The sequence below is a fragment of the Streptomyces sp. NPDC058985 genome (assembly GCF_042740985.1).
GTDB lineage: Bacteria > Actinomycetota > Actinomycetes > Streptomycetales > Streptomycetaceae > Streptomyces.
On the sequence record NZ_JBHYJX010000001.1, the window covers coordinates 54493 to 81062 of the forward strand.

Below are 26570 nucleotides of genomic sequence, written 5' to 3' on the forward strand. Positions count from 1 at the left end.
CCCAAAACACGGCCGATTGCCCGTTTCCTGCGCCAGCGAAACCTGACGAAGATTGTCGTGCCCGTATACCGCCGGGTACAGTCGCCGCACTGCTCTGGCAGCCCCTGTTGTCGAGGCGAAAGAGAAGTTGGTGAACGACCGTCACCCGTCGGGGACCATGACCACCCCGGCTCCGGCTTCCGACGCCGCGTCGGCGCATTACGCGTCGTACGGCACAGGGGAGGCCCAGTACGGCGACCTCACCACGTACGGCGGCTACGACACCACTGGTTTTCCGACCAACGGCCCCGCCCCCGCGGCCTTCGACGCGGACCCCCTCTTCGGCAACATGCCCGGCCACGCCACGGGCACCTACGACACGACGGGCTCGTACGGCACCACGGGCACCTACGACACCACCCAGTGGCCCGACGGCGGCGGGCAGCAGCACTACGACGCGTACGCCGCCCAGCACCACACCGGTTACGACTCCGGGCCCTACGACGCGACCGCGTGGACGGCCGGTTACCAGGAGCCCGCCGGTGCGCAGCCTCAGGCCACGGGCGCCGAGGCCACCGGGCAGTGGGACACCGGCGCCTGGACCCAGCCGGATCCGTCCGGCACCCCGGCCGACGGGACCCAGCAGTGGGACTGGGGCACGCAGACCTTCGAGACCGGCAGCTTCGAGACCGGCGCCTACACCACCGGCACCCTGGACACCGGCGCCTTCCGGACCGCCGCCTTCGACGAGACCGCCGGCTTCGAGACGGCCACCTTCGAGGCGACGGCTTTCGAGACGGCCACCTTCGAAGCCAACGCCTTCGCCACCGGCACGTTCGACACCGGCGCCTACGACGCCACCCAGTGGAACTCCGACGGCACCACCGCGCACCCGGCGGAGCCCGCGGCAGCGCAGGACGCCACCCCGGACATCCTGTCCGCCGGGGACGAACCGGCCCCGCACGAGGGCGAGTCGGCCGCCACCGGCGAACTCCCCACCGTGACCGCACTCCTGGACGGCCAGGAGGAGGTCACCCCGGCCCCGCACATCCCGGCCGCGCGCGGCGCCTCCCGGGCCGGGGCGCGTTCCCGGCGCCGCCAGCCCGCCAAGCGCTCCGCGCTGCTGACCATCGCCGTGCCGTCGGCCTGCGTGATGAGCGTCGCCGGTATCGCGGCCGCCTCCGTCGGCAGCCTCACCGGCGACGAGGGCACGGAGACCACGGCGGCGGCCGCGGACCCGGGCGAGCAGCAGGCCGCGCCGGTGAAGCCGTCCACAGCCAACAACAAGCTGGACACCCAGCTCACCAGCCTCGCCGCCGGAGCCGACGACTTCGCCGACCGGGCCAGCCGGACGCAGGAGCGCATCGACCTCAAGGCCGAGCAGGCCGCCGAGAAGAAGCGCGCGGCGGAGGAGGCGGCCCGCAAGGAGCGGCTGCGCCCCAAGTTCGCCCTCCCGGTGGCCCAGCACGGCCTCAGCGCGTACTACGGGCAGGCCGGCATCAACTGGATGTCCGTGCACAGCGGCATCGACTTCCCCGTGTCGTACGGGACGACGGTGATGGCCGCGACCGACGGCACCGTCCGGACGCAGTACAACAGCGCGTACGGCAACATGATGATCGTGACGGCGAAGGACGGCACGGAGACGTGGTACTGCCACCTCTCCAGTTACCAGGTTCCCTCGGGTACGACCGTCAAAGCCGGTGACGCCATCGCGTTCTCCGGCAACTCGGGCAACTCCACCGGCCCGCACCTGCACTTCGAGGTGCGTCCCTCGGGCGGTTCGGCGATCGACCCGCTCTCGTGGCTGCGCAGCCACGGCCTCAACCCGCAGTAACGGCGCGGCGTCTCAGCCGTCGGCCCGCCCCCGGGGTGTGCGCCGCCCGGCCGCGGACCCGAGCCGCAGCCCGGGCCCCGCGCGGCCGGTCCCGGCACCGTCAGAGCTTCTCCACCGGCGCGTACCGCAGCAGCAGGCGCTTCGGCTTGGTGTCGCCGAAGTCGATGGTCGCCTCGGCGTTGGACCCGGTGCCCTTGACCCCGACGACCGTCCCGAGCCCGAACTGGTCGTGCGTGACGCGGTCGCCGACCGCCAGGGACACCGTCGGCTGCTCCGCGCCGGCGGACCGGCGGGTGGCGAAGCCGGACGCGCCCGACGCCGAGGAACGGGAACGGGACGACGACAGCGAGGCCGCCACTCCCGAAACCGGCGCGGACGGAGCCGGTCCGTTCGCACCGGTGCGCTTCCACTCCAGGTGGGGGGCCGGGATCTCCTCCAGGAAGCGCGAGGGCGGGTTGTAGGAGGGCTGGCCCCAGGCGCTGCGCAGGGTGGACCGGGTCAGGTAGAGCCGCTCGCGGGCGCGGGTGATGCCGACGTACGCCAGCCGTCGCTCCTCCTCCAGCTCCTTGGCCTGGCCGAGGGCGCGCATGTGCGGGAAGACGCCGTCCTCCATGCCGGTGAGGAAGACGACCGGGAACTCCAGGCCCTTGGCGGTGTGCAGGGTCATCAGGGTGACGACGCCGTCGCCGTCCTCCTCGTCCGGGATCTGGTCGGAGTCGGCGACCAGGGCGACCTTCTCCAGGAAGTCGGCGAGGGTGCCGGCCTCCTCGCCCTCGGCGCGCTCCTGTTCGAACTCCAGGGCGACGGCCGCGAGTTCCTGGAGGTTCTCGATGCGGGTCTCGTCCTGGGGGTCGGTGGAGGCCTGCAACTCGGCGAGGTAGCCGGTGCGTTCGAGGATGGCCTCCAGGACGGTGGCCGGTCCGGCGCCGGACTCGACGATGGTGCGCAGGTCCTCCATGAGCGTGTTGAACCGCTTGACGGCGTTGGCGGAGCGCGCCGCCATGCCGTACGCCTCGTCGACGCGCTTGAGCGCCTGCGGGAAGCTGATCTTCTCCCGCTGCGACAGGGCGTCGATCATCGCCTCGGCCCGGTCGCCGATGCCGCGCTTGGGGACGTTGAGGATCCGGCGCAGCGGCACCGAGTCCTCGGGGTTGGCCAGCACCCGCAGATAGGCCAGGACGTCCCGGACCTCCTTGCGCTCGTAGAAGCGGACGCCGCCGACGACCTTGTAGGGCAGCCCGGTGCGGATGAAGACCTCTTCGAAGACACGGGACTGCGCGTTGGTGCGGTAGAAGACGGCGACGTCGCCGGCCTTGGCCTCGCCCGCGTCCGTGAGGCGGTCTATCTCGTCGGCGACGAACTGGGCCTCGTCGTGCTCGGTGTCGGCGACGTACCCGGTGATCTGGGCGCCGGCGCCCTGGTTGGTCCACAGGTTCTTGGGCCGGCGGGACTCATTGCGCTCGATGACCGCGTTGGCGGCGGTGAGGATGGTCTGAGTGGAGCGGTAGTTCTGCTCCAGGAGGATCGTCGTCGCGTTCGGGTAGTCCTCCTCGAACTGGAGGATGTTGCGGATGGTGGCGCCGCGGAAGGCGTAGATCGACTGGTCGGCGTCGCCCACCACGCACAGCTCGGCGGGCGGGACCTCGGCCTCCGGCGGCACGTCGACGGGGTGCTCCGACGCCCCGCCGACCAGCTCGCGCACCAGGGCGTACTGGGCGTGGTTGGTGTCCTGGTACTCGTCGACCATGACGTGCCTGAAGCGGCGGCGGTAGTGCTCGGCGACGTCCGGGAAGGCGCGGAGCAGATTGACCGTCGTCATGATCAGGTCGTCGAAGTCGAGGGCGTTGGCCTCGCGCAGCCGCGACTGGTACATGGCGTACGCCTGGGCGAGGGTCTTCTCGAAGCCGTCGGCGGCCTGGGCGGCGAAGTCCTCCTCGTCGATCAGCTCGTTCTTCAGGTTGCTGATCTTGGCGCTGAAGGACTTGGGCGGGAAGCGCTTGGGGTCCAGGTCGAGGTCGCGGCAGACCAGCGCCATGAGCCGCTTGGAGTCGGCGGCGTCGTAGATCGAGAAGGACGAGGTGAAGCCGAGCTTCTTCGACTCGCGGCGCAGGATGCGGACGCAGGCGCTGTGGAAGGTCATCACCCACATCGCGTTGGCGCGCGGGCCGACGAGCTGCTCGACGCGCTCCTTCATCTCGCCGGCGGCCTTGTTGGTGAAGGTGATCGCGAGGATCTGGCCCGGGTGGACGCCGCGCTCGGCCAGCAGGTGGGCGATGCGGTGGGTGAGCACGCGGGTCTTGCCGGAGCCGGCGCCGGCCACGATGAGCAGCGGGGAGCCGGAGTGCACCACGGCGGCGCGCTGGTTGTCGTTCAGCCCGTCCAGGAGGGCGGCCGGGTCCAGGGCGGGGCGCGGGGCGCCGTCCCGGTAGTACCGGTCGCGCTCCGGGGGCGCGTCGAACTTCCCGCCGAACAGGTCGTGCGGGACCGGCTCCGGTCCGTGACCGTCCTCGGGCGGCGGCGGGGGTTCCTCCTCATGACCCCGGGGGGTCTGGAGGCTCGCCAGGAAGCTGTCGTCAAAGAGGCTGCTCATCGCTCTCCGAGTCTAGGGCGCCCCACCGACAACCCGGCGCCACCCCGGAAAATGGCCGGGACACCTCACACCGGTACGCCCTGCGACGTGCCGGGATACGAAGAGTGACACCCGTCGCCGAGGTAACGAAAATGTATCGGGCATATCACCCACCAACCTTCACAGCGGCCACACGAGTTGGCTACGGTGCGGGCAGGCCGAACGACCCCCTCCGGCGAACCTCGCCGGGCCGCGCGGCCTCCGCCGAGTCCGACGTGCCCGCCACGGCGCCCGGAGCCGGGGACCCAACCGAGAACTTGGGGTGAATCGGCCGTACCGCCTCCCGCGAGGACGGTCCGCCGTAGGGCAACCCTTCCGTGCCGCCCGAACCCGACAGCTAACCCGGTAGGCGGAGCACTTGGAAGGAGCGCCTCCTTGGCGTCGCACCGCAAGTCGCGCCCCACCGGTTCACGCGTCGCGGGCATACGGACCCCGGCCCTCGCCACGGCGGCCCTGACCTCCGTCGCCCTGCTGTCCCAGACGGCGAACGCCACGCCGTCGGACGACGACAGGCCGAGCCTCGAAGAGGTCGAGAAGAAGGTCGACGACCTCTACCGCCAGGCGGGGTCGGCCACCGAGAAGTACAACGCGGCCAAGGAGAAGACCGCCAAGCAGCGCAAGAAGGTCGACACCCTCCTCGACGACGTCGCCCAGCGCACCCAGAAGCTCAACGACGCGCGCGAGGAACTGGGTTCCTTCGCCTCCGCGCAGTACCGCACGGGCACGGCGGTCCCGGAGACGGCGACCTTCCTGCTCGCGGACTCGCCGCAGGAGTACTTCGACCAGAACCAGCTGATGGGCCGGCTCACCGGCCGCCAGAAGACCGCGGTCGACGACTACGTCACGCAGCAGTCCGAGACGATGAAGAAGCGCCGGGAGGCCGCCGAGAGCCTGGAGACGCTCACCGGCTCGCAGAAGGACCTGAAGACGGCCAAGTCGACCGTCCAGAAGAAGCTCGCCACCGCCCGTGAACTGCTCTCGAAGCTGACCGCCGAGGAGAAGGCCCGGCTCGCGGCGATCGAGAAGAAGAAGCAGGAGGAGGCCGCCCGCAAGGCCGCGGAGCTGGCCGAGCAGCAGGCCCGGCAGCAGGCCGAGGAGCGCGAGCGGCGGGAGGAGGCCGCACGGCAGGAGAGCGGCGGTGGCACCTCCTCCGGTTCCTCGGAGTCCGGCGGCAGCGGCTCGTCGGGCTCCTCGACGCCGGACTCGTCGTACGGCACCAAGGCCGAGAAGGCGCTCGGCTTCGCCCGCGCCCAGATCGGCAAGCCGTACGTCTGGGGCGCCACCGGCCCCGGCTCCTACGACTGCTCCGGCCTCACCCAGGCCGCCTGGAAGGCCGCGGGGGTGACACTGCCGCGCGTCACGTACGACCAGGTCAACGCCGGAACGACCGTCCCCGTCTCCCAGGCACAACCCGGTGACCTGGTCTTCTTCTACGACGACCTCAGCCACGTCGGCCTCTACATCGGCAACGGCATGATGATCCACGCCCCGAAGCCGGGCGCGTACGTCCGCGAGGAGTCGATCTACTACGACGGCGAGTCGTCGATCCACAGCGTGGTGCGACCCGCCTGACCGGCGCGGCTCTCTAGCATCGGGAGCATGTCGTCAGGTACGTCACCAGGCACGTCGTCAGGCACTCTCCCCTTCCCCCTGCGCGCCTGGTGGGCGCAGCGTCCACCGGCGGCCGGGGCCGCGGTGATGGCGACCGGCATCCTGTCGGTCGCCCTGCATCTGACGGGACACGAGGTCCTGTCCCGCATCGCGCTGTTCCTGGCCAGCGCCGCCTGGCTGACCCTGGCGGCGAACTTCGTCTACCTGCTGCTGGTCGAACGCCCGCAGTGGCTGACGCGGGCGGGGACACCGGGCGCGCTCACCGCGGTCGCCGCGACCACCGTGCTCGGCACCCGGTTCGCGCTGCACGGCTGGACGCCCCTGGCCGCCGCGCTGCTGGCACTGGCGGCGCTCCTGTGGCCGGTGCTGATCCTCTTGGTCGTGCGGCACTGGGGGCGCAGGATGCCGGGGGCGGTGTTCCTGGGGTGCGTGGCCACGGAGGGGCTGGCGGTGCTCGGCGCCACGCTCTCCGCGGTCACCTCGACACCCTGGCTGGCGCACGCGGCGCTGGTGCCGTTCTGGCTGGGGATCGTGCTCTACCTGATCGCGCTGTTCCGCTTCGATCTGCGGCAGGTGGCGCTGGGCTCCGGTGACCACTGGGTGGCCGGCGGCGCGCTCGCCATCTCGGCCCTCGCCGGCGCCAAACTGATCGCGGCGGCCGGGACCGGCATGTACCTGTGGAACTCCGACGACAGCGCCGTGCTGCACGACGTGACCGTCTTCCTGCTCACCCTCGACCTCGCCTGGTACGTCGTCCTGCTGGTCGCCGAGTTCGTCTGGCCGCGGCTCCGCTACGACGTGCGGCGCTGGTCGACGGCCTTCCCGCTCGGCATGACGGCGGCGGCGACGCTCTCCGTGGCCGCCGCGATCGACCTCGCGTGGCTGGACACACCCGGCCAGGTCCTGCTGTGGATCGCGGTGGCCGGGTGGCTGGCGGTCGCGGCGGGAGCGGTCGCCCAGGCCCGGGCCGGGGCCCGGTCTGCGGGCGCGGGTGCCTCCGCCGTCACGTCCACAGCACCGCGATGAAGATGTTCGCGACGGTCAGCAGGCCCACGAGGCCGAACAGCGGCTTGTCGACCTTCTCGTCGTCGCGCTTCACGTAGACCAGGCCGAGGATCACGATCAGCAGGGCGAGCTTCACCCCGATCTTGAGGTTGTCCACGGACTGGTCGTCGGCCTGGTTGAGGCCGACCAGGGCGACACCGGTGACCAGCATCGTCAGCGCGCCGTGCAGCATCGCGGGGATGAAGCGGGCCGTGCCCCGGCCCATCGCCTTCATCTGGGTCAGGAAGCCGCCGAGGAGCGCGGCGATGCCGATGATGTGCAGACCGACGAAGAGGTGGATGAGTACGTCCATGAGGCCGGAGCCTAATGAGCGGCCCGACACGGTCCGCCACCGGCCCGGCCACGGGCGGGACGACCCGGCGCATATATGCGTCCCATAACAGCTCAGGTCCCTCAACCGCCCCCGATCGGCCGGCTCGGTCATCACCCCGCGTGAAGACGACGGCCGCCGGACGGGCACGCGGTCAGATGCGTACGCGGGCCGATCCGGTACCGCCACTTCCGCGCATCCCGTCACCGGACCGTTACCGACGCGCCTAGCGTCCTCCTCCAGGCAGCCGGAGCGGACCGGAGCCGACCCGGCACGGCCGGAGTCGAGTCGTACGGAAGACGGAAGGACGTGGATCGCAGGTGGGAACCCACCGCAGGCCGCGACAGCGCGTGACGGGCGGCGGCAGGGCCCGTACGGCGGCCACCATCACCCTCGCGGGCGCGGCCACCGCGACGGGCCTGGGCGGGACCGGTCACGCCGACCCGCAGCCGACGGCGGCCCAGGTCAGGGCCGAGGTCGACAAGCTGTACCAGCAGGCGGAGGTCGCGACCGAGAAGTACAACGGCGCCAAGGAGAAAGCGGACGCCGCCGAACAGCGCCTGGAGAAACTGCGGGACCAGGCCGCCCGCAAGGAGGACCGGCTGAACTCGGCCCGGGAGGCGCTGGGGTCGGTCGCCGCGGCGCAGTACCGCAGCGGCGGCCTCGACCCGGCCGTGCAGCTCATGCTCTCCGCCGACCCCGACCGGTATCTCGACGGCGCCGCCTTCGTCGAACGCGCGGGCAGCCGGCAGACGGCCGCCGTGGGCCGGGTGCGCAAGGAGCTGCGGGACATCGAGCGCCTGCGCGGCGCCGCCCGCGTCGAGCTGACCTCGCTGACGTCACGCCGGGCCGAACTGAAGCGTCACCGCGAGACCGTCACCGGCAAGCTGGAGACGGCCCGCCGCCTGCTGTCCCGGCTGACGGCCGAGGAACGCGCCGGCCTCGCCGACGGCACCGGCGACCGGGCCTCCCGCTCCGCCTCGGCGCCCCGGACCGGCCTGCCTGCCTCGGCCCAGGCCCCCAACTCCCGTGCCGCGGCGGCCGTCGCCTACGCCTACCAGAAGCTCGGCAGCCCCTACGTCTGGGGCGCGACCGGCCCGAACGCCTTCGACTGCTCGGGCCTCACCCAGGCCGCGTACCGCGCCGCGGGGGTGTCCCTGCCCCGCACGACCTACGCCCAGATCGACACGGGCCGCCGGGTCTCACGGTCCGAACTCCTCCCCGGCGACCTGGTCTTCTTCTACTCCGGCATCAGCCACGTCGGCATCTACGTCGGCAAGGGCCAGATGATCCACGCCCCGAACCCGTCGGCGCCGGTCCGGGTGGCACCCGTGGACCAGATGCCGTTCGCGGGGGCTACGCGGGTGGCGTAGCGCCGGTACGCGCGTGCGCGACGAAGGCACCCCAGGCGGCTCCGGCAACGGCAAACCGGGGGCTGCCGGGGCCGAGCTTGGAGTCCCGGACGTGGATGGTGTGGGGGCAGGGGGCGACTTCGAGGCAGTTACTGCCCTCGCTGTCGCTGTAGCTGGACTTACGCCAGTCGAGGGCTACTTCGAGGCAGTTGCCGCCCTGGCTGTCGCTGTAGCTCGACTTGAACCAGGTCAAGCGTTCAGTCATCGCTCCTCCGCCACCCTTCTGATGAACGTGGCCGACTCTTCCACACTGAGACAGTGCATGCGGATCATCGCATGGGCTTGTGTAAGGGCGCTCACCTTTGCGGGGCTGCTCTGCAGAACGCTGACCTCGGGTGCCTCGATGTACCCATAGTGCTCATGCTCGGGTGTCTCCAGTAGCACGATGCTGCCGTTCAGCGCGACGCCGCTACAGCGGCCGAACGGCAAGACCTGAACCGACACGTTGCGGAGCGCACCCACCTCCAAGATATGACGCAACTGCTCACCCATTACATGGATCCCGCCAACCTCGGTACGCAATGCGGCCTCGTAGATCACGAACCCGTACATCACACCGACTTTGCGGCGAAGTCCTTCGGCCCTACGGAGCCTGGCTGCCACTCGCTCGCCAACCGTCTCGTCGTCCAATGGCGGCGAACTGTCACCGATCAGCGCATGCGCGTAAGCCTCCGTCTGCAACAGTCCCGGAATGAGCAACGGCTCGTAACAGGCGAAACTGATGGCCTCCGCCTCGATGGCCATGAACTCCTGCGACCGCGCAGGAAACGGCTCCGGCTTCAAATACTCCTGCGCAGCAACCAGCTTCCCACCCGCCCCGCACACCTGATCCGCGATCTGCAACAGCCGCAGTGTGGGCCGACGGCGGCCGTTCTCCATGGACTTGACGTACTCGTAGTCGTAGCCGGCCTCCTTGGCCAGCGCCTCCCGGCCGACACCCGCGTCGGTACGCCACATCTTGATCTGGCTGCCGCAGTACCGCCATGCGATCGGCGGCTGGGAGTTCACCTCGGTCGACACGCACACCTCCGCCGGAACCACGCCGGGTACAACCACGCGCTGTACCCGGGCCGTTACTCCTGAGGCTACGCGCGAACCGGGACGGTGATCTCGCCAACCGCGAAACACCGACGCAAGGGATGAACCGCACATGCCGCTGCCCACGACGGCCCCGAAGGACATCGAATGGCGGCTGCCCCGTCACGCGCGCAGCGTGAGCAGGGCCCGCGCCCTGCTCCGCGAACAGGCGGCCTCGTGGGAGCTGCCGCAAGACGTGACGGACACGGCGGAACTGCTCCTCAGCGAACTGATGACGAACGCCTACCGCCACGCCCGAGTCCCGGCCGGCCGCCAGATCTGGGCCCGCTGCGTACTCACGGAAGAGCACCTCCGCATCACGGTGACCGACGCCAACGACACACTCCCGTCTCCGGCCACGGCTCACCTGGACGACGAGTCGGGCCGCGGCCTCTCGCTGGTGACCGCACTGGCGGACGACTGGGGCGCGGCGAGGAGAAGCTGCGGCATCGGCAAGGAGGTCTGGGCCGAACTGACCGTCCGGGTCACACCAGCCGACGCGCCGTAGCCCACCGCGTCAGCTCATGCCGGTTGGACAGCTGGAGCTTGCGGAGGACCGCCGAGACGTGGGACTCGACCGTCTTCACCGAGATGTACAGCTGCTTGGCGATCTCCTTGTACGCGTAGCCCCGGGCGATCAGGCGCAGCACCTCCCGCTCGCGCTGGGTGAGGCGGTCCAGGTCCTCGTCGACCGGCGGGGCGTCGGTCGAGGCGAACGCGTCCAGGACGAAACCGGCCAGGCGCGGGGAGAAGACGGCATCGCCCTCCTGGACGCGGAAGACCGAGTTCACCAGGTCGGTGCCGGTGATCGTCTTGGTCACGTAGCCGCGGGCGCCGCCGCGGATCACGCCGATCACGTCCTCGGCCGCGTCCGAGACGGAGAGGGCGAGGAAGCGGACGGGACGCTCGGTGTCGCTCATCAAGGACGCGCAGCGGCGCAGGACCTCGACGCCACCGCCGCCCGGGAGGTGGACGTCGAGGAGGACCACCTCCGGGCGGGTCGCGGTGATCACCGTGACGGCCTGGTCGACGTCGGCGGCCTCGCCGACGACCTCGACGCCGGTCTGCGCGGTCTGGCCGATCTCGGCCTGGACGCCGGTACGGAACATGCGGTGGTCGTCGACGAGCACCACGCGCACGCGCCGCTCCCCCGCGGTGCCGCCGGCCGGCTGCGCGGGCTCCGCCGCCTCGTCCGCTCCCGCCGTACCGTTCGCCTCGGTCGGGTCGCTCATGACGTCTTCTCCGCCCTCTCCATTTCCAGTTCGACCTCCGTGCCGCCGTCCGGCACCGCGCGCAGTCGCGCCGTGCCGCCGTTGCGCTCCATGCGGCCGATGATCGATTCTCTGACTCCCATGCGGTCGGCGGGTATCGAGTCGAGGTCGAAGCCGGGACCGCGATCGCGGACGGACACGAAGACCGTCCTGCCCTCGACTTCGGCGAAGACCTGTACGGCGCCGCCCTCGCCACCGTACTTGGCCGCGTTCACCATCGCCTCGCGCGCGGCCTGCATCTGTGCGCCGATTCTGTCGTCGAGCGGGCAGTCGCCCACGACCACGACCTCGATGGGGACTCCGTGCTTGTCCTCGACCTCCGCGGCATTGCGCTTCACGGCCTCGGCGAGGGTGGTGGGCTCGTCGTCCTCGTCCTTTCCGTTGCCCTCCGGCTTGTAGAGCCAGGAGCGCAGGTCGCGCTCCTGGGCGCGGGCGAGGCGGCGCACCTCCCCCGCGTTCTCCGCGTTGCGCTGGATCAGGGTCAGGGTGTGCAGCACCGAGTCGTGGACGTGGGCGGCGACCTCGGCCCGCTCCTGCGCGCGGATGCGCATCAGCCGCTCCTCGGAGAGGTCCTGCGTCATCCGCACCAGGTAGGGACCGGCGAGGAGCGTGATGCCGACGAGGACGGCGAGCGCCGCCTGCAGGACGGAACCGAGGTGGGCGGCGGAGCCCTGGAGGACGAAGATGCCGGTGACGCCCGCCGTCACCAGCAGGACGCCGCCCACCGAGCGCAGCAGGGTGACGGTGCGCCGGTGGCGGCCCACCTCGGCCCAGCGGGCCCGGCGCGCGTTGTCCGCCTGGCGCCAGACGAGGGCGACACCGGCGCCTACGAGCACGGTCGGCCAGAGGTAGACGCGGGCCCCGCCGCCGAGGTCGACGTTGCCCACGAAGACCAGGGCGACGACGACCATGAGGAGCAGGGCGACGATCTGGCCCTTGTCAGGCTTGCGGGCGACGAGTCTGCGGCGGCCGTCCGGCGCGGTCTCGGCGGTGACGAGGGACGGCGGCTTCTGCGCGTCGACGCCGCCCACGCCCAGCGGCACGAAGAACCAGAAGGCCGCGTACAGCAGCGCGCCCAGTCCGTCGGCCATGAACAGACCGACGAAGACGAACCGCACCCAGATGACGGGCAGGCCGAGATGACCGGCCAGCCCCCGCGCCACGCCACCGAGCCAACGTCCGTCACTGCTGCGGTAGAGCTTGCGCGGCGGCCGCGGTTCGACGAGGGGTGCTGCTGCGGCTTCCGGCATGACACTGATGGTCACACGGGTGCGGGAGGCGGAGCATCAGGGTCGGCCCCCGAGACTCCCCTGATCTTCGGGCCGCAGCGGCCTCGAACACTCCCCGGGCCCCGCGTCAGGGCCGAAATCAGGGTCCGACCAGGGTCGAACCGACTCCCGTCCGGACGCCGCGCCCGTCACCATGGACTCATGACAGATCACGAGCACGCCGCGACGGGTCCGGGACCCGGCTCCGGCCCGCGCCCTCCACGGGGTGCCGGGCCGCAGGATGCCGCGCCCGCCGCGGATGCCACGGGTGCCGCGACCGGCCCGGGCGCGGGCGGCGTCGACACCGGCGAGGGCAGCGGCCCTCCCGGGCCGCCGCAGGATTTCCGGCGCGACCGGCAGCACCGGACGATCGCCGGAGTCTGCGCCGGCCTCGGCCGGCAGTGCGACCTCGACCCGGTGATCTTCCGCATCACCCTGGCCGTACTCTCCGCGACCGGCGGCATCGGCCTCATCTTCTACGGCTTCGCCTGGCTCTTCGTCCCCGCCGACGAAGAGGAGGAGAACGAGGTACGCAAGCTGCTCACCGGCCGGATCGACGGTCAGGCCCTGGCCGCGGTGCTCTTCGCCCTGGTCGGCTGCGGAGTCTTCCTGACCATGCTCAACAACGGCGGAGTGCTCACCTTCGCCGTCGTCCTCTCCCTCCTCCTCGCGGGCGCCGGGTACTGGTCGCGGCAGCGGAGGACCCCCGCCCCCGACCCGATAGCCGCGCAGGCCGCCGCGGACGCCCCGCCGGAGGCGCAGGCGCCCCCGATCATGTTCACCTGGCCCTCCTGGTGGCGGGACCCCATAGTCAAGGACGGCACCCATGACGGCGGTACGGGCTACCTGTGGGGTCCGCCCGGCTCCGACGAGCGCGACATCGCCGCGGCCGTCAACATCGGCCGCGGCGCCCCGCACCGGTGCGGCCGCACGCCGGGTGAACGGCGCCCCCGGTCCCCGCGGCCGCGCGGCCCGCGCGGCATCGGCGGCTGGGTGTTCCTCCTCGCCCTGCTCGCCGGCTTCCTCGGCACCCGGCTGACCTGGGACGACCAGCCGCTCGGCACCAGCCTGCAGACCGGACTGGCCTGCGCGCTCGCCGTCTTCGGCCTCGGTATCGCGGTCAGCGCCTTCCTGGGGCGCACGGGAGCAGGGTCCGTCTTCCTGGCGATCATCACGGCCGCCCTGCTCGCCGGGTCGGCAGCCGTGCCGAAGGACGTCGGCACCGAGTGGACCCGGACCACCTGGAGGCCGACGGCGGTGACCGACGTGCGCGAGCAGTACGAGGTCGGGGCGGGCGACGGCACACTCGACCTCTCCCGGCTGAACGTGGCCGACGGGCAGACGGTGACCACCCGCGCCGACGTGGGCGTGGGCCGAATACGGGTCATCGTGCCGCAGGACGTGACCGTGCGGCTCAGCGTCGAGGTGGGCGTCGGCGACATCCAGCTGCCCGGGGAGAACGAGAAGGACGTCGACGTGGCTCCGGGCAAGCACAAGGAGGTCACCCTGGCTCCCACCATGAGCGACGAGGACAGCGGGACGCTCGACCTCGATCTCCAGGTCGGCCTCGGACAGGCGGAGGTGACCCGTGCTGCGTCATAGGTTCCAGCCCGGACGGCTCGTGGCGGGCTTCTTCCTGATGCTGGCGGGCGTCGTCTACGCCGGTGACGCGGGCGGCCTGTGGGAGACACCGTGGTTCGTGATCATCCCGCTCGTCGTGGGCGGGCTCTGCCTCGCGGGAGCGGTCGGGGTCGTGGCCCGTTCCGCGCGCCGGGACGACACCCGGGCGGACCTGCCCGGGTAACGGCCCGAGGGACACCGGCCCGCGCCGGGGGCGGGGCGTACGGCCGGTCGCGGCGGCCTCTACCGGTACCCGTCCCCCGACCGGTCCCGGCGCCGCGAGCGCAGGGCGGCGTCGATGGAGAGGAGTGGCGCGCCCGCCAGGACGAGGGGGGTCCAGGCCATGAGGTAGGCGAGATCATTGCCGTAGTAGTACGGATCGGAGGCCCAGCTGACGGTCAGCCACAGGCTGAGCGAGATCAGGGCGCCGCCGAGTGCGGCCAGGCGGGTCAGCAGTCCGAGCAGGGTGCCGATACCTACGGCCAGTTCGCCCAGGGCGATGGCGTAGCCGAAGCCGGACGGGCTCTTCAGGGCCATGTCGACCAGCGCGGGGATGGCCGAGGAGTCCCGGACGGTCCGCATCATGTCGCCGATGGAACCGGCGCCCGAGTCCTTCATGAAGGCGCTGTCGGTGAGCTTGTCGAGACCCGCGTAGATGAAGGTGACGCCAAGGAAGATCCGCAGGGGCAGGAGGGCGTATCGGGCGGCGTTGTCCCGCCAGTCGCCGCCGTTCTGCCGGGAGGAGTACACATCGCCCCGCATACCGTGCGTCATCACTGCCAGCCGCCTCTCGCCGCGCATGCCGAGCCCCTCACCAGACCATACGTACGACACCCAGGCCCCGCTCAACCCTCCCGCAACCGGTTTCTTGCTGTCGGTTTCGACAGGTTGGCGTCCGCCGGTCGGGAGTCAGCCCGAGGGATCAATGAGCCTCCGCCAACCTGAAGAAGCAGGTCAGCGGTCTGGTGTGACCGGCTCTCGAAATACTCGCGCTGGTCGTCGGCGGCTGTCTGCGGAGTAGATCGGCTGACAGAGCCGGACCTAATAGGGATCGTCGCCGTAGCCGGACGTGCTGCTCCCACCACTGTCGGACGAGGAGCCATAGTCGCTGGACGAGTCGTAGCTGTCGGACGAGGAACTGTAGTCGCTGGACGAGTCGTAGCTGCTGGAGCTGCTGGAGCTGCTGGAGAAAGAGCCTTCGTCGCTTGCGGCGGCGGACGAGGGGTGGCCGCCACCCGTGCCGGAGTACATGCCCCTGGGCGGTGCAGGAGGTGGGGGCTGTTCCTCGGCGGCGTCGACGGGCAGCGGGGAGGCGACGGGGCCGGTCGCGTCGGCGGCGGTGCCGACTGGAAGTGCGGCGAGTGCGGCGTCGTCCGCGGGCGACAGGGGGACCAGGCCGTGCGAGGCGTTGCGGCCGTCCGGAAACAGATGCCCGACGGCGAGACTGGCAGGGGTGCCCGGGGAGGCGTCCTCCATGAGGAGCGCAGCCGCTGGCGGCAGGGCGATCAGCGGGCTCAGCGGCTTCAGCCGGATGCGCCGCAGCGAAGCGCGACGGCGGACGAGACGCCGGACGCTCCGGTGCGCCTCCCGGGCGCGCAGCTCCAGCTCCCGCGCCCGGTGCTGCGCCGTGTCTGGCTGGACCTCGGAGAAGTACTGGGCGGCGGCTCCCAACCAGTGACGCGTCTGGCGGACCTCACCCGACGTGGCCCAGGCGATCCCCAGGTTGTACGCGGCCTGCCCCAGTCCGAAGAGGTCCTCGGCGGGGATCACACGGAGCGCCTGCCGGTAGGAGTCGCGAGCGGCCGACGCATCGCCGCTCCGCAGCTGGGTGTTTCCCACGTGGAGGAGCGACCGGCCCTCGCTGGCCCTGTCCCTGGCACGCCTGCCGAGCTCGACGGCCCGCTCGTGGTAGGCGAAGGCCCGCTGCTCGTCCCCGTGTCGGGTCTCGACGACACCGAGGTTGTCGAGGATCGCCGCGAGCCCGCTCCAGGCCTTCCAAGCGTGCGGGGCGCTCACAGGCGGCTCGCAGGCTTGCACGACGAGTCTCAGCGCGGCGACGCCCTCGTCGCCGTGTCGCCCGGGCTGGTCGAGTTCGCTCAGCGCCCGGTACATCAGAGAGAGAGTCTCCTCCGCGCGATGGCTCTGCCCGAAGGGCACGTCCACCGCCTCCCGATAGTAGGGCAACGCCTGGTCGAGCAGCCCTTGTTGGTGGTACGCCCTGCCGATTTCCCTCAGCAGATGACTACGGCTCTTCGCGAGGCCGAGACGTTCCGCCGCGTGGACCGCCGCTTCGTGGGAGAGCAGCCAGTCGTACCAGAGCTTGCGCAGGTCGAAGTAGGGCGTGAGCCAGGACGCCAGGGAAACGGCACGGTCCTGCGAGGGCGGGTGGTCCTGGGAGCGCATCACGGCGGCCACCAGATTCGGTCGCTCGGCGTCCAGCCAGGCGAGCGCGGAGCCGGTGGTCCTGATGCCCTTGTTCGCGCGGGCGGCGGAGTGCGGGGCCGGGTCACGCGCATACAACGCGGGGTACGGCCGGGGGGAGCGGTGCGGGCCACCAGGCAGCCGTGCGACAGCGGCCTCCACCGTCACGTCGTAGTGGTCCATGAGCCGGGTGAACGCGGCGTCCCGCTCTTCGGCGGTGACCTCCTGGCAGAGCTCCTGGGCGTGGAGCAGCACCAGGGATTCGAAGCGATAACCGTCGTAGCCGGTGCTCCTTTCGAGAATGCGCAGGCCGTGCAGTTCGCTCAGCCGGTCGTCGGCCCTGGCCGGCGAGACCCCCGAGAGTGCGGCCGCGGCGTGGACGCCGATGTCGGGCCCGGGGTGGAGGGGCAGCAGCCGGAGCATCTCCCGCGCAGGCATCGAGAGCAGCCGGTAGGACTCGTCCAGGATGGAACGTACGCTCCGGTCCCCCGTGCTCAGTTCGGCGAGCCGGCCCGAGGAGTCGGCGAGTCGGTCGCGGAGACCGTCGAGGGACATGCCCGGACGGGTGACGAGCAGGTGTGCCACCCGCATGAGGGCGAACGGCAGGCGGTCGCACAACTCGGCCACCGCTCGTGCGGCCTCGGGGTCGTCGGCGACCCGCCGGTCCCTGCCGAGCGCGTGCTCGACGACGGATCCCAGGAGCGCGACGGCGTCGGACGGAGCGAGGCGGTCGAGCGGTTGGAACGCTGCGTGCTCGTCGAGCAGCTCGGTCAGCTGGCGGCGGCTGGTGACCAGCAGCCGACCGGTCCCGCCGGGCGGCAGGAACGGGGTGACCTGTTCGGCGGCGGTGGCCCCGTCCACGACGATCAGCAGCGGCTTGCCGTGCTGCTCGGCGTGGTCGAGCAGATAGTGGCCGAACAGCTCCTGCTGCTCGTCGAGCGTCCCCGCCCCGGGCACGGACCGGTGCAGGGCCACCGCCAGCATGCGCACGGCCCGACTCAGCGCATCGTACGGCGTACCCACGTCACCGGGCCGGTTGTCCACGTCGATGAACAGCTCGCTGCTGAACCAGCGGCGCCCGGCCCGCCTCGCCTCCTGCGCCACCGCCCGGGCCAGCAGGGTCTTGCCCACACCCGCCGGTCCGTGGACGACCACCGGTCCCAGGGCGCCGCGACGAGGGTCCAGCCGGGCCAGCACCTGTCGGGTCTCGTCCTCCCGGTCGATCCAGCGGCCGACGTCGGGCATCCGCCCCACCGCCTGGGCCCTGCCCTCCCGGGGCAGATTCCAGATGTTGAACTGGCGGTTGCCGTCCCCGATCTGCTGGCCGCTGTTGCGGTAGGTGTTCCCGGTCAGGCTCGTGCCGCCTGTCCGGTGTCCGCGGGAACCGTCCGGGGAGTCGGAACCCCGCCTCACGTGTCGGAGCCGTAGTGGATCTGCTGGTGGTTGTGGCTGCCGTACTGCTGGGGCGACTTGTCGTAAGTATTACCGTGAATGTTCAGCACCTGATACCGGTCCACCACCCCCGGAACCAGGGAGATCAGCCGCCTTAGCTCCGTCTCCGTCCGCTGTCGGACCTGGTCGTCGGCATCGCTGAGCAGGGCGGTGAAGTGCCGCTGCCACAGGCCCGCCTGACGTCGGCTTCCCTCCGCATCGTCCGCCGCCCGGACCAGCGCTGTCCGCTCCAGGTCGCGCTGCACCTCGTCCTCACCGCCACGCCCCGAACGCCTCCGGAACATGCGGGCCACGCCTTCGCTCACGGTCCCCCACGCCTCCGTACCGGCGGCCTGCGCGACAGCGGCCCCGCCCGCCGCGGCCAGCGCCAACAGCGATTCGGTCAGCATCCCCACACCCTCTCCCCCGCACCTGAACAGCCCTTCCCACCCCGTCCTCCCCGCCCCAACTCCCGGACAAACGAGGCCCCACAGCACAGGCGTTCCCGCTCCCGCCGCTCGGATGAGACAGTGCCGCGGGCGATACGTGCGTAGGGAAGGACCCGCTGAGCGACACGGACGGCAAGAGCGACGCGAACACGGGCGACTCGGACGCAGGCTTGCACGGGCCGGAACGGCAGCGACGGTACGGGCCGGGGCGACGACTCAAGCGGTACGGGCGTACCGGCGGCGACGAGACGGCAGCGCCACGGCTCGATACCGGCGTAACCGGGTTGCTCTCGGCGGCCGGTTCCTGCGCGCTCTACTCGTCCTGACGAACCTCGAAGTCAACCGCTGACGGGCTATCTTCTCCGTGGACTGCCGCCCACGACCAGCACGAGCACTCCGAGAACCGGTCACACCAGCCCTCTGACCTGCGACTTCAAGTTGGCGGAGGCTCAATCCGTGACGTCGATCGCGTACCGGTTGGTCTCGGCTCCGGCGCCGGTGACCACCTGGACGTCGACCCGGCCCGGTTCCACGTCGGCCGGTACGGGGACGGTCAGCACGTCGTCCGCGGGGTTGCTGAAGCCGCCCGTCACGGGGACGAGGGGGACGTGGACGTTGACCGCGCCGATGCGGACGACCATGCGGGACAGGCGGTCCGCGCGCTGGGCGCCCGGGGGTACGAATCCGGCGCCGCGGATCTCGATGTCGTCGCCCGTGCGGATCGGCCCGTCCAGGTCGCCGGCCTCGCGTGCCCGGACCACGGAGAGGATCACCGGCCTGCCGCCCTCGGCGTACTTGCCGGCCACGTAGGTCGCCGCCGACACCAGCACCACCACCGCGAGCCCCCACGGCAGGTCGGGGAGGTGTTCCGGGCGCCGGGCCAGCCGTACCGCCGCGAAGACCAGGGCGACGGCGCTGATCACCACGTACTGGATGTCGGCGAAGGTCCCGCGGCCCGCGTCGTCCGTCAGCAGGTCGGAGGCGCGCGGCCGGTCCGCCCGTACCTTCTGCAGGCGCTGGCCCAGCACCCGCAGTCCGACCACGCGGCGCACCAGGACGGCGATGCCGCACACCACCGCGAGCACGGTCACCGCGCCGGTGGCCCGGCCGAGTCCGAGACCGGAGATCAGCGTGTCCCGCCCCTCGTGGCCCGAGGCGAGGGCCAGTTGTCCGGCCAGCACCAGCACGGCGTAGGCGACGAGGAGGACCCAGGCGGCCGCCACGGCCCGGGAGGTGGAGAGGCGGTTGTCCTCCCCGATGACGGGAGCCAGCGCTCCGCCCCGCGTCCGGTGGAACCACGAGGCCGCCGTCAGCGCCCCCGCCACCACCAGCGCGGCGGCGAGTCCGGCCGTGCGTGCCGCCGTCCAGCCGGCGCCGATCGCGGTGAGGGACTGGCCGAGCAGCAGCAGGACGACCGCCGCCCACACGGCCGCCACGGTGCGCCGGCCCAGACCGGCGAGCCAGGCGTCGCCCTCGGCGCGGCCGCGTTGGGCGACGAGTTCGGCGGACTGTGTCAGTTCCTCGGACACCCACTGGCGGGAGGCGGAGGCCGAGTGGGCCACGGCGGCCGGCAGCCCCTGCCCGGCCGCGAACTCGTCGCGCCGCCGCAGGAAAGCGGCGACCGCCCGGCGGTGCCCCTCCCGGGCGCCGTGCGGGCAGTCCCCGCAGGTGCAGCCGCCGTCGTGGGCCGCCTCGATCGCGCCCTTGTCCGAGCCGCTCCCGCGTCTCGCCTCCTGCACCGCCACGCCCTACGCCCGCCTTCCCGCACCCCTGCGACAGAACATCCGTGAATGAGGATGAGTAACCATGAATGAACGTCCGTGAATGAACATCCGTGAAAGCGCCCCCTGTTCCCTAGGGCCCCATGCGCCTGAGTCCCTAAGTCCCTTGGCACGAGAGCGAATTGTGCCGTACACGACCCCCCGCGCGCCGGGCGGCCCCGGTCCCTCGTGCTCAGCAGGGGTGACGCTCGGGGCACCGCCTTGACGCGGTCGCGAGAGGGGGTCAGTCGAACAGGTCCGGCTCGCTCCGACTGATCTCCTGCCACAGCGGCTGGTAGTTGATCCACGCCACCAGGTCGCCGCCGAGCTGCTCCCGGGTCGCCACCGCCTGACGGTGGTCGATCAGCACCGGCCGCCCCGCCGCCCGGGCCGTCAGCTGCACCTGGCAGGACCGCTCCAGCGACAGGAACCACCAGGCCGCCGCGTCCACCGAGTCGCCCACCGTCAGCAGTCCGTGGTTGCGCAGCACGAGCGCCTTGCCGGAGCCGAGCATCCGGGCGATGCGCCGCCCCTCCTCGGCGTCGACGGCGACGCCCGAGTAGGAGTCGTACAGGGCGTGGTCCTCGTAGAAGGCGCAGCTCTCCTGGGTGATCGGGTCGAGCAGGTCGCCGAGGGCCGACAGCGCGCGCCCGTGCACCGAGTGGCAGTGGGCGACCGCGACGACGTCCGGGCGGGCGGCGTGGACCTGGGAGTGCACGGTGAAGGCGGCCTGGTTGACGTGGTGGCCGCCCTGCACCACCTGGCCGTCGGAGTTGGCCAGCACGAGGTCGCTCACGGTGATGTGGGCGAAGGGCATGCCGAACGGATTGACCCAGAAGCAGTCGGTGTACTCGGGGTCGCGGGCGGTGATGTGTCCGGAGACGCCGTCCTCGAAGCCGTACCGGCCGAAGAGGCGCAGCGCGCCCGCGAGCCGTTCCTTGCGGTGCCGGCGTTCGTCCTCGACCGAGTCGTGCATCGGCGGCATCGCGAACCGCAGCTTGTCGGTGGGCAGCGGCGGGGGCGGAGTGGCCCCGGGCGTCCCGTGCATGTGTCCTCTGTCCTCCGGCACTGGAATTGCCTTACGTGCCGGAAGTTACCGGGGGTGCGGCCGGTGCGACAGATCCGGGCGGGATACTCGACACAGGGTGTCGGGTTTCGGCCGCACACTGAGTCCATGACCTCAGACACGGCACCCGACGCACCCACGAACTGGGCCGGTTTCGTCACCGCCGAACCTGCTCTGGCCGCCACCGTCGAGGCGCGGTTCGGGGCGTACACGCACCATGTCCTCGCCACTCTCCGCAAGGACGGCTCGCCGCGCACCACGGGCCTGGAGGTGCGGTTCCTGGACGGCGAGCTGTGGCTCGGCATGATGCCGGGGTCGGTGAAGGCGCTCGACCTGCGCCGCGACCCGCGCTTCGCGTTGCAGGCGAACCCGGGGGACGGCACCGGCATGGGCGGCGGGGACGTCCGGATCGGCGGCCGGGCGGTGGCGGCCGAGGACGCCGCGGCCCGGGCCCGGTACGTGGAAGAGGTGGAACCGCCGGAGCCGTTCCACCTCTTCCGTACCGAGCTGACGGAGGTCGTGCGGACCTACGTCGAGGACGACGCGTACCTCGTCGTCGAGATCTGGCAGCCCGGCCGGCCCGTGCGCACGGTCAAACGCACGTAGCCGCTGCTGCGGCGCCTGCCGCGGCGCTCACTCCCACTCGATGGTGCCCGGCGGCTTCGACGTCACGTCGAGGACGACGCGGTTGACGTCCTTGACCTCGTTGGTGATCCGGGTCGAGATCTTGGAGAGCACGTCGTACGGCAGCCGGGACCAGTCGGCGGTCATGGCGTCCTCGGACGAGACGGGCCGCAGCACGATCGGGTGGCCGTAGGTGCGGCCGTCGCCCTGGACGCCGACGGAGCGGACGTCGGCGAGCAGGACCACGGGGCACTGCCAGATCTCGCGGTCGAGGCCGGCCGCCGTCAGCTCCTCGCGGGCGATGGCGTCGGCCGCGCGGAGCAGGTCGAGCCGCTCCTCGGTGACCTCGCCGACGATGCGGATGCCGAGGCCGGGGCCGGGGAAGGGCTGGCGGTGGACGATCTCCTCCGGCAGGCCCAGCTCCTGGCCGACCATCCGGACCTCGTCCTTGAACAGCTTGCGCAGCGGCTCGACCAGCTGGAACTCGATGTCGTCCGGGAGCCCGCCCACGTTGTGGTGGGACTTGATGTTGGCGGTGCCGGAGCCTCCGCCGGACTCGACCACGTCCGGGTAGAGCGTGCCCTGCACGAGGAAGGCGACCTCGGGGCCGTCCTCCCGCATGATCTCCAGCTGCGCCTGCTCGAAGACGCGGATGAACTCGCGGCCGATGATCTTCCGCTTCTCCTCGGGGTCGGAGACCCCGGCGAGCGCCTTCAGGAAGCGCTCCTGCGCGTCGACGACCTTGAGCTGCACGCCGGTGGCGGCGACGAAGTCCTTCTCGACCTGCTCGGTCTCGCCCTGGCGCATGAGGCCGTGGTCGACGTAGACGCAGGTCAGCTGGGTGCCGATGGCCTTCTGGACGAGGGCGGCGGCGACGGCGGAGTCCACGCCGCCGGACAGGCCGCAGATGGCGCGCTTGTCGCCGACCTGCTCGCGGATGGCCGCGACCTGCTCGTCGATGACGTTCCCGGTGGTCCAGTCCGGGCGCAGGCCCGCGCCCCGGTACAGGAAGTGCTCCAGCACCTGCTGCCCGTGCGTGGAGTGCATCACCTCGGGGTGGTACTGGACGCCGTAGAGCTTCTTCTCGTCGTTCTCGAAGGCGGCGACCGGGACGACCTGCGTGGAGCCCGTGACGGTGAAGCCCTCGGGGGCGGCGGAGCAGGCGTCGCCGTGCGACATCCACACGGCCTGCTCGGCGGGGGTGCCCTCGAAGAGGGTGGAGGACGGCTTGGAGACCGAGAGGTCGGTACGGCCGTACTCGCGGGCGCCGGAGTTGTCGACAGTGCCGCCGAGGGTCTGTGCCATCAGCTGGAAGCCGTAGCACATGCCGAAGACGGGGACGCCCGCCTCGAACAGGCCGCGGTCGATGGTGGGGGCGCCCGGCTCGTACACCGACGAGGGGCCGCCGGAGAGGATGATGGCCGCCGGGTTCTTGGCGAGCATCTCCGCGACCGGCATGGAGCTGGGCACGATCTCGCTGTAGACCCGCGCCTCGCGGACACGACGGGCGATGAGCTGGGCGTACTGCGCACCGAAGTCGACGACCAGGACGGTGTCGGGGGCGGCGGCAGCGGGAGTCGCTGATGACACGGGGTGCCTTCCGGCGGTCGGGCGGGGGTCTTGTGCTGCCGATTCTACCGAGACGGGCGGGTGGCCCGTCCCGGCCGGTGCGCGGCCCGGTGCACCCCCGGTGGACGGACCGATGGGCGGACCGCCGGGCGGACCGGCGGGCGGCCCGATGGGCGGACCGGCGGGCGGTCCGGTGGGCGGACCGGCTTGGACACCGCCCGGCGGCGCGGGCATACTGGCGCCATGCTCACGCACCAGGTTTTCCTGTTTACCTATGGCAACCGGCCCACCGGCTGCCATGGTCGTGCTGCTTGAGCAACTGACAAGCGACTTCCCAGGCGCCCCGGGCCGACAAGGTCCGGGGCGCCTGGCGTTCGCGGACCCTGCCGGTTCCGGGCACCGCCTTCCACCGGCGAGGAGCCACCGACATGACCGTCACCACAGCAGCCGAGTCCGTCACCGCCGCGGACAAGACCGGCGCGCGCACCACCGAGGCCGCCGAGGTGATCACCGGCGCGCGGGACCGCATCGACGCCCTGGACGACCGGATCATCGGCCTCATCCAGGAACGGATGGCGGTGTCCGCCGTCATCCAGGAGGCGCGGATCACCTCCGGCGGCCGGCGGGTGAACCTCTCCCGCGAGATGGAGGTCCTCGACCACTACAGGTCGGCGCTGGGCAAGCCGGGCACGGCGCTCGCGATGACCGTGCTGGAGCTGTGCCGGGGGCGGGTCTGAGCCTCGTATCTGAGTTCGGGCGCCGTCTCACCCGTACGGCGCGTGACCGCGGCGCGAGCGGCTTCGTTGTCCCGGTGTCCGTGTCAGCCAGGGGCGGGCCCGAGAGAACCACGCGTGGCTCGCTGGAGCGATGAGACGTGCGGATCGTGCCGTACGTCGTGGGACCTCGCTCCAGACAAGTGACCGGACGGCAGGGGACAGCAGCCCGGTCACCCAAGAGAACGGCCGGCTCCGGGGACGCCCGGGGCCGGCCGACGGAACAGCCTTCAAGACCAGCGGCGCTACCCCCCGGCGCCGCTCCGAGGCACCGGCGCTGCCCTGACGCCGGTGCTGGCTGAGGAAGGGCCCCGCGGCCGTAGTCCGCGGGGCCCTTCGCCGTGCCCGGCGTCCACGGAACGCGGCGTGTACGTGACGTAAGCCACATAAGTATTCCGTGAAGCCGGGGCAACCCTTCACAGGGTTCACCGATCCAACAGGCCGAGGCATCCCACGGACGGCGGCTGTGCCGCGCCCGTGTGGAGAGGGACCCGCGCTCGGAGGGGGGTGCGGGTCCCTCTCACCTCCTTCGCGCTACTTCTTCGGCGGCACCGCCGGTATCCCCAGGAACGGCAGACGCAGCGCGCCGAAGGCCTCCGCCGGGACCGCCGGCGACTTGGGCTCGACCGGCGCCAGCCGCTCGTACGCGGTCCCCTGGGCGGGGCGCGGGTCGCTCTCGCCCTTGTTCGGCCAGTACGACATCGCCCGCTCGGCCTGCGCCGTGATGGTCAGGGACGGGTTGACGCCCAGGTTGGCGGAGACCGCGGCGCCGTCCACGACCGAGATGCCGGGGTGGCCGTAGAGCCGGTGGTAGGGGTCGATGACGCCGGTCTCACGGGAGGCGCCGATCGGGCAGCCGCCGAGGAAGTGGGCGGTGAGGGGGGTGCCCATCAGCTCCCCGACGTTGGAGCCGGCGAAGCCGTTGATCTCGGCGGCGAGCGCGGAGGCGCCCTCGGTGGCGGCCTTGATCTGCTTGGGGTTGGGCGAGCCGTGGCCCTGGCGCGCGGTGAGCAGGCCCTTGCCGACGCCCGCCGGTTTCAGGTGCGTGGTCAGGGAGTTGTCCAGCGACTGCATGACCAGGCCGATGATGGTCCGCTCCGACCACTTGCGGTTGGACAGGGAGCGCAGGACCAGCAGCGGGTGCTTGGCCGCGTGACCGAGGAAACCCAGGACGCGGGAGGCGCCCGAGGCGGTGTGCCCGGCGTAGGGGACCTGGAGGATCGACAGGCCGCCCATCGAGTTGGAGCCCTTGCCGTAGCGGACCGGCTCGATGTGGGTGTTGGCGTCCGGGTGGATCGAGGACGTGATGGCGACCCCGCGCGTGAAGTCGGCGCGGGACTCGCCGGTGGCCTTGCGGTAGCGGCGGTCGTCGGTCTGGGCACCGACCAGGGCCTCGGAGTTGGTGCGGGTCAGCTCGCCGAGCTTGTCGGACATGTGGGCGAGCTGACCGCCCGCCTTCATGCGGTGCAGGAGGGTCTGGGTGCCGTAGGTGCCCGCGGCGATGACGACCCGGCGGGCCGTGAAGGTGCGGCCCGCGTCCTTCTTCTGCCGGTCGGTGGGGAGGGTGGCGATCGCGAAGCCGCCGCGCGAGTCCTCGGTGACCGAGACGACCGTCGTCATCGGGTGCACGACCGCGCCCGCCTTCTCGGCGAGGTACAGGTAGTTCTCGTTGAGGGTGTTCTTCGCGCCGTGCCGGCAGCCCGTCATGCACTCGCCGCACTCGTTGCAGGCCTTGCGGTCGGGGCCCGCGCCGCCGAAGTAGGGGTCGGGCACCCGCTCCCCCGGCTTCGCCCGCGCCCGGCCGTCGGAGTCCTCGCCGTCGCCGAAGAACACGCCGACCGGCGCCATGTGGAAGCTGTCGCCGACGCCCATCCGCTCGGCGGCGGCCTTCAGGTGCACGTCGGACGGGGTCATCGTCGGGTTCAGCCGGACCCCGAGCATGCGGCGGGCCTGGTCGTAGTACGGCGTCAGCTCCTCGTGCCAGTCGGTGATGTCACGCCACTGGGGGTCCTCGAAGAACGGCTTCGGCGGCACGTAGAGGGTGTTGGCGTAGTTGAGGGAACCGCCGCCGACGCCCGCGCCTGCCAGGACCATGACATTGCCGAGCAGATGGATGCGCTGGATGCCGAACATGCCGAGCTTGGGCGCCCAGAGGTAGTTCTTGAGGTCCCAGGAGTTCTTGGGGAGCGACTCCCGGGTGAAACGGCGGCCGGCTTCCAGGACGCCGACGTCGTAGCCCTTCTCCGTGAGGCGGAGGGCGGAGACGGATCCGCCGAAGCCGGAGCCGACTATCAGGACGTCGTAGTCGTAGGCGTCTTGAGGCACGGTGGTCTCCTCGTCGAGTTTCGCGTGCGGGTGCTCTGTGGCCGGTCGCGCCCGGGCGGCGGAGCCGCATATC

General features: G+C 71.6%; 22 protein-coding genes and 1 riboswitch. Of the genes, 9 read left to right on the forward strand and 13 right to left on the reverse strand.

Annotated features, from left to right (window positions below; translation table 11 throughout):
• The first annotated feature begins 130 nt into the window (after window positions 1-130).
• Window positions 131-1816, forward strand: coding sequence for a M23 family metallopeptidase (locus ACFW01_RS00240; protein WP_234955290.1), 1686 nt, complete (start codon window positions 131-133; stop codon window positions 1814-1816).
• A 100-nt stretch (window positions 1817-1916) separates the two neighbouring features.
• On the opposite strand, the gene pcrA is transcribed toward ACFW01_RS00240, so the two are convergent.
• Window positions 1917-4406 (reverse strand): DNA helicase PcrA, encoded by a 2490-nt coding sequence (pcrA, locus tag ACFW01_RS00245; RefSeq protein ID WP_384501834.1) that lies wholly within the window; start codon window positions 4404-4406, stop codon window positions 1917-1919.
• A gap of 231 nt (window positions 4407-4637) precedes the next feature.
• Window positions 4638-4812: riboswitch (cyclic di-AMP (ydaO/yuaA leader) on the forward strand.
• A gap of 8 nt (window positions 4813-4820) precedes the next feature.
• Between pcrA and ACFW01_RS00250 the strand changes: the two genes are divergently transcribed.
• Both ACFW01_RS00250 and ACFW01_RS00255 read left to right on the forward strand, forming a co-directional pair.
• Window positions 4821-6017 (forward strand): C40 family peptidase, encoded by a 1197-nt coding sequence (locus tag ACFW01_RS00250; protein WP_234955294.1) that lies wholly within the window; start codon window positions 4821-4823, stop codon window positions 6015-6017.
• Between the two features lie 27 nt (window positions 6018-6044).
• Complete coding sequence (locus ACFW01_RS00255) at window positions 6045-7082, forward strand: tellurite resistance/C4-dicarboxylate transporter family protein (RefSeq protein ID WP_384501836.1); 1038 nt, start codon at window positions 6045-6047, stop codon at window positions 7080-7082.
• Here ACFW01_RS00255 and ACFW01_RS00260 read toward each other — a convergent pair.
• Entirely contained in the window at window positions 7060-7413 is a 354-nt protein-coding gene (locus tag ACFW01_RS00260; RefSeq protein WP_125492766.1) for a hypothetical protein, read from the reverse strand. The two genes, ACFW01_RS00255 and ACFW01_RS00260, sit on opposite strands and share 23 nt — an antisense overlap.
• Window positions 7414-7751: 338 nt before the next feature.
• On the opposite strand from ACFW01_RS00260, the gene ACFW01_RS00265 reads away from it, so the two are divergent.
• The gene (locus tag ACFW01_RS00265) at window positions 7752-8804 is read left to right on the forward strand and encodes an NlpC/P60 family protein (RefSeq protein ID WP_384501838.1); all 1053 of its coding nucleotides are present in this window, start codon (window positions 7752-7754) and stop codon (window positions 8802-8804) included.
• Here ACFW01_RS00265 and ACFW01_RS00270 read toward each other — a convergent pair.
• Both ACFW01_RS00270 and ACFW01_RS00275 read right to left on the reverse strand, forming a co-directional pair.
• On the reverse strand, window positions 8788-9048 hold the full coding sequence (locus tag ACFW01_RS00270) for a DUF397 domain-containing protein (protein ID WP_384501840.1): 261 nt from the start codon (window positions 9046-9048) through the stop codon (window positions 8788-8790). The two genes, ACFW01_RS00265 and ACFW01_RS00270, sit on opposite strands and share 17 nt — an antisense overlap.
• Window positions 9045-9863, reverse strand: a complete 819-nt coding sequence (locus ACFW01_RS00275) for a helix-turn-helix transcriptional regulator (RefSeq protein WP_234955302.1) — start codon at window positions 9861-9863, stop codon at window positions 9045-9047. Before ACFW01_RS00275 ends, ACFW01_RS00270 begins: the two co-directional genes overlap by 4 nt.
• A 130-nt stretch (window positions 9864-9993) precedes the next feature.
• On the opposite strand from ACFW01_RS00275, the gene ACFW01_RS00280 reads away from it, so the two are divergent.
• Window positions 9994-10428: an ATP-binding protein gene (locus ACFW01_RS00280; protein ID WP_384501843.1), complete on the forward strand. Its 435-nt coding sequence runs from the start codon at window positions 9994-9996 to the stop codon at window positions 10426-10428.
• Here ACFW01_RS00280 and ACFW01_RS00285 read toward each other — a convergent pair.
• Together ACFW01_RS00285 and ACFW01_RS00290 are read right to left on the reverse strand one after the other, a co-directional pair.
• The gene (locus ACFW01_RS00285) at window positions 10406-11152 is read right to left on the reverse strand and encodes a LuxR C-terminal-related transcriptional regulator (RefSeq protein ID WP_384501845.1); all 747 of its coding nucleotides are present in this window, start codon (window positions 11150-11152) and stop codon (window positions 10406-10408) included. The two genes, ACFW01_RS00280 and ACFW01_RS00285, sit on opposite strands and share 23 nt — an antisense overlap.
• Window positions 11149-12441 (reverse strand): PspC domain-containing protein, encoded by a 1293-nt coding sequence (locus tag ACFW01_RS00290; RefSeq protein ID WP_384501847.1) that lies wholly within the window; start codon window positions 12439-12441, stop codon window positions 11149-11151. The genes ACFW01_RS00285 and ACFW01_RS00290 overlap by 4 nt, the downstream gene beginning before the upstream one ends.
• A gap of 180 nt (window positions 12442-12621) precedes the next feature.
• Here ACFW01_RS00290 and ACFW01_RS00295 point away from each other — a divergent pair, with 180 nt between their 5' ends.
• On the forward strand, window positions 12622-14061 hold the full coding sequence (locus tag ACFW01_RS00295; protein ID WP_384501849.1) for a PspC domain-containing protein: 1440 nt from the start codon (window positions 12622-12624) through the stop codon (window positions 14059-14061).
• Window positions 14048-14263 (forward strand): hypothetical protein, encoded by a 216-nt coding sequence (locus ACFW01_RS00300; protein WP_234955312.1) that lies wholly within the window; start codon window positions 14048-14050, stop codon window positions 14261-14263. Before ACFW01_RS00295 ends, ACFW01_RS00300 begins: the two co-directional genes overlap by 14 nt.
• A 59-nt stretch (window positions 14264-14322) precedes the next feature.
• Here ACFW01_RS00300 and ACFW01_RS00305 read toward each other — a convergent pair whose 3' ends face one another.
• The 5 genes from ACFW01_RS00305 to ACFW01_RS00325 all read right to left on the reverse strand — a co-directional run bounded on the left by ACFW01_RS00305 (window position 14323) and on the right by ACFW01_RS00325 (window position 21188).
• Window positions 14323-14853, reverse strand: a complete 531-nt coding sequence (locus ACFW01_RS00305; protein ID WP_234955442.1) for a DoxX family membrane protein — start codon at window positions 14851-14853, stop codon at window positions 14323-14325.
• Window positions 14854-15120: 267 nt separating this feature from the next.
• Entirely contained in the window at window positions 15121-17913 is a 2793-nt protein-coding gene (locus ACFW01_RS00310; RefSeq protein ID WP_384501851.1) for an AAA family ATPase, read from the reverse strand.
• The gene (locus ACFW01_RS00315) at window positions 17910-18341 is read right to left on the reverse strand and encodes a hypothetical protein (RefSeq protein ID WP_384501853.1); all 432 of its coding nucleotides are present in this window, start codon (window positions 18339-18341) and stop codon (window positions 17910-17912) included. The genes ACFW01_RS00310 and ACFW01_RS00315 overlap by 4 nt, the downstream gene beginning before the upstream one ends.
• A gap of 488 nt (window positions 18342-18829) precedes the next feature.
• Complete coding sequence (locus ACFW01_RS00320; protein WP_384501855.1) at window positions 18830-20125, reverse strand: hypothetical protein; 1296 nt, start codon at window positions 20123-20125, stop codon at window positions 18830-18832.
• Between the two features lie 259 nt (window positions 20126-20384).
• Window positions 20385-21188, reverse strand: coding sequence for a class II aldolase/adducin family protein (locus ACFW01_RS00325; RefSeq protein ID WP_234955316.1), 804 nt, complete (start codon window positions 21186-21188; stop codon window positions 20385-20387).
• A gap of 126 nt (window positions 21189-21314) precedes the next feature.
• Here ACFW01_RS00325 and ACFW01_RS00330 point away from each other — a divergent pair, with 126 nt between their 5' ends.
• Window positions 21315-21812, forward strand: coding sequence for a pyridoxamine 5'-phosphate oxidase family protein (locus ACFW01_RS00330; RefSeq protein ID WP_384501857.1), 498 nt, complete (start codon window positions 21315-21317; stop codon window positions 21810-21812).
• A 27-nt stretch (window positions 21813-21839) separates the two neighbouring features.
• Here the strand turns inward: ACFW01_RS00330 and guaA are convergent, their stop codons facing one another.
• Complete coding sequence (gene guaA / locus ACFW01_RS00335; RefSeq protein ID WP_384501859.1) at window positions 21840-23420, reverse strand: glutamine-hydrolyzing GMP synthase; 1581 nt, start codon at window positions 23418-23420, stop codon at window positions 21840-21842.
• A 407-nt stretch (window positions 23421-23827) separates the two neighbouring features.
• Between guaA and ACFW01_RS00340 the strand changes: the two genes are divergently transcribed.
• On the forward strand, window positions 23828-24136 hold the full coding sequence (locus tag ACFW01_RS00340; RefSeq protein WP_234955322.1) for a chorismate mutase: 309 nt from the start codon (window positions 23828-23830) through the stop codon (window positions 24134-24136).
• A gap of 570 nt (window positions 24137-24706) precedes the next feature.
• On the opposite strand, the gene ACFW01_RS00345 is transcribed toward ACFW01_RS00340, so the two are convergent.
• Window positions 24707-26497, reverse strand: a complete 1791-nt coding sequence (locus ACFW01_RS00345; protein ID WP_234955324.1) for a GMC oxidoreductase — start codon at window positions 26495-26497, stop codon at window positions 24707-24709.
• Window positions 26498-26570: the final 73 nt, after the last annotated feature.

Bases quoted from the DNA above. Each gene is read 5' to 3' on its own strand.
- pcrA (WP_384501834.1), bottom strand. From the start codon at position 4,406: ATGAGCAGCCTCTTTGACGACAGCTTCCTGGCGAGCCTCCAGACCCCC.
- ACFW01_RS00255 (WP_384501836.1), top strand. From the start codon at position 6,045: ATGTCGTCAGGTACGTCACCAGGCACGTCGTCAGGCACTCTCCCCTTC.
- ACFW01_RS00260 (WP_125492766.1), bottom strand. From the start codon at position 7,413: ATGGACGTACTCATCCACCTCTTCGTCGGTCTGCACATCATCGGCATC.
- ACFW01_RS00270 (WP_384501840.1), bottom strand. From the start codon at position 9,048: ATGACTGAACGCTTGACCTGGTTCAAGTCGAGCTACAGCGACAGCCAG.
- ACFW01_RS00280 (WP_384501843.1), top strand. From the start codon at position 9,994: ATGCCGCTGCCCACGACGGCCCCGAAGGACATCGAATGGCGGCTGCCC.
- ACFW01_RS00285 (WP_384501845.1), bottom strand. From the start codon at position 11,152: ATGAGCGACCCGACCGAGGCGAACGGTACGGCGGGAGCGGACGAGGCG.
- ACFW01_RS00290 (WP_384501847.1), bottom strand. From the start codon at position 12,441: ATGCCGGAAGCCGCAGCAGCACCCCTCGTCGAACCGCGGCCGCCGCGC.
- ACFW01_RS00295 (WP_384501849.1), top strand. From the start codon at position 12,622: ATGACAGATCACGAGCACGCCGCGACGGGTCCGGGACCCGGCTCCGGC.
- ACFW01_RS00305 (WP_234955442.1), bottom strand. From the start codon at position 14,853: ATGACGCACGGTATGCGGGGCGATGTGTACTCCTCCCGGCAGAACGGC.
- ACFW01_RS00315 (WP_384501853.1), bottom strand. From the start codon at position 18,341: ATGCTGACCGAATCGCTGTTGGCGCTGGCCGCGGCGGGCGGGGCCGCT.
- ACFW01_RS00325 (WP_234955316.1), bottom strand. From the start codon at position 21,188: ATGCACGGGACGCCCGGGGCCACTCCGCCCCCGCCGCTGCCCACCGAC.
- ACFW01_RS00330 (WP_384501857.1), top strand. From the start codon at position 21,315: ATGACCTCAGACACGGCACCCGACGCACCCACGAACTGGGCCGGTTTC.
- ACFW01_RS00340 (WP_234955322.1), top strand. From the start codon at position 23,828: ATGACCGTCACCACAGCAGCCGAGTCCGTCACCGCCGCGGACAAGACC.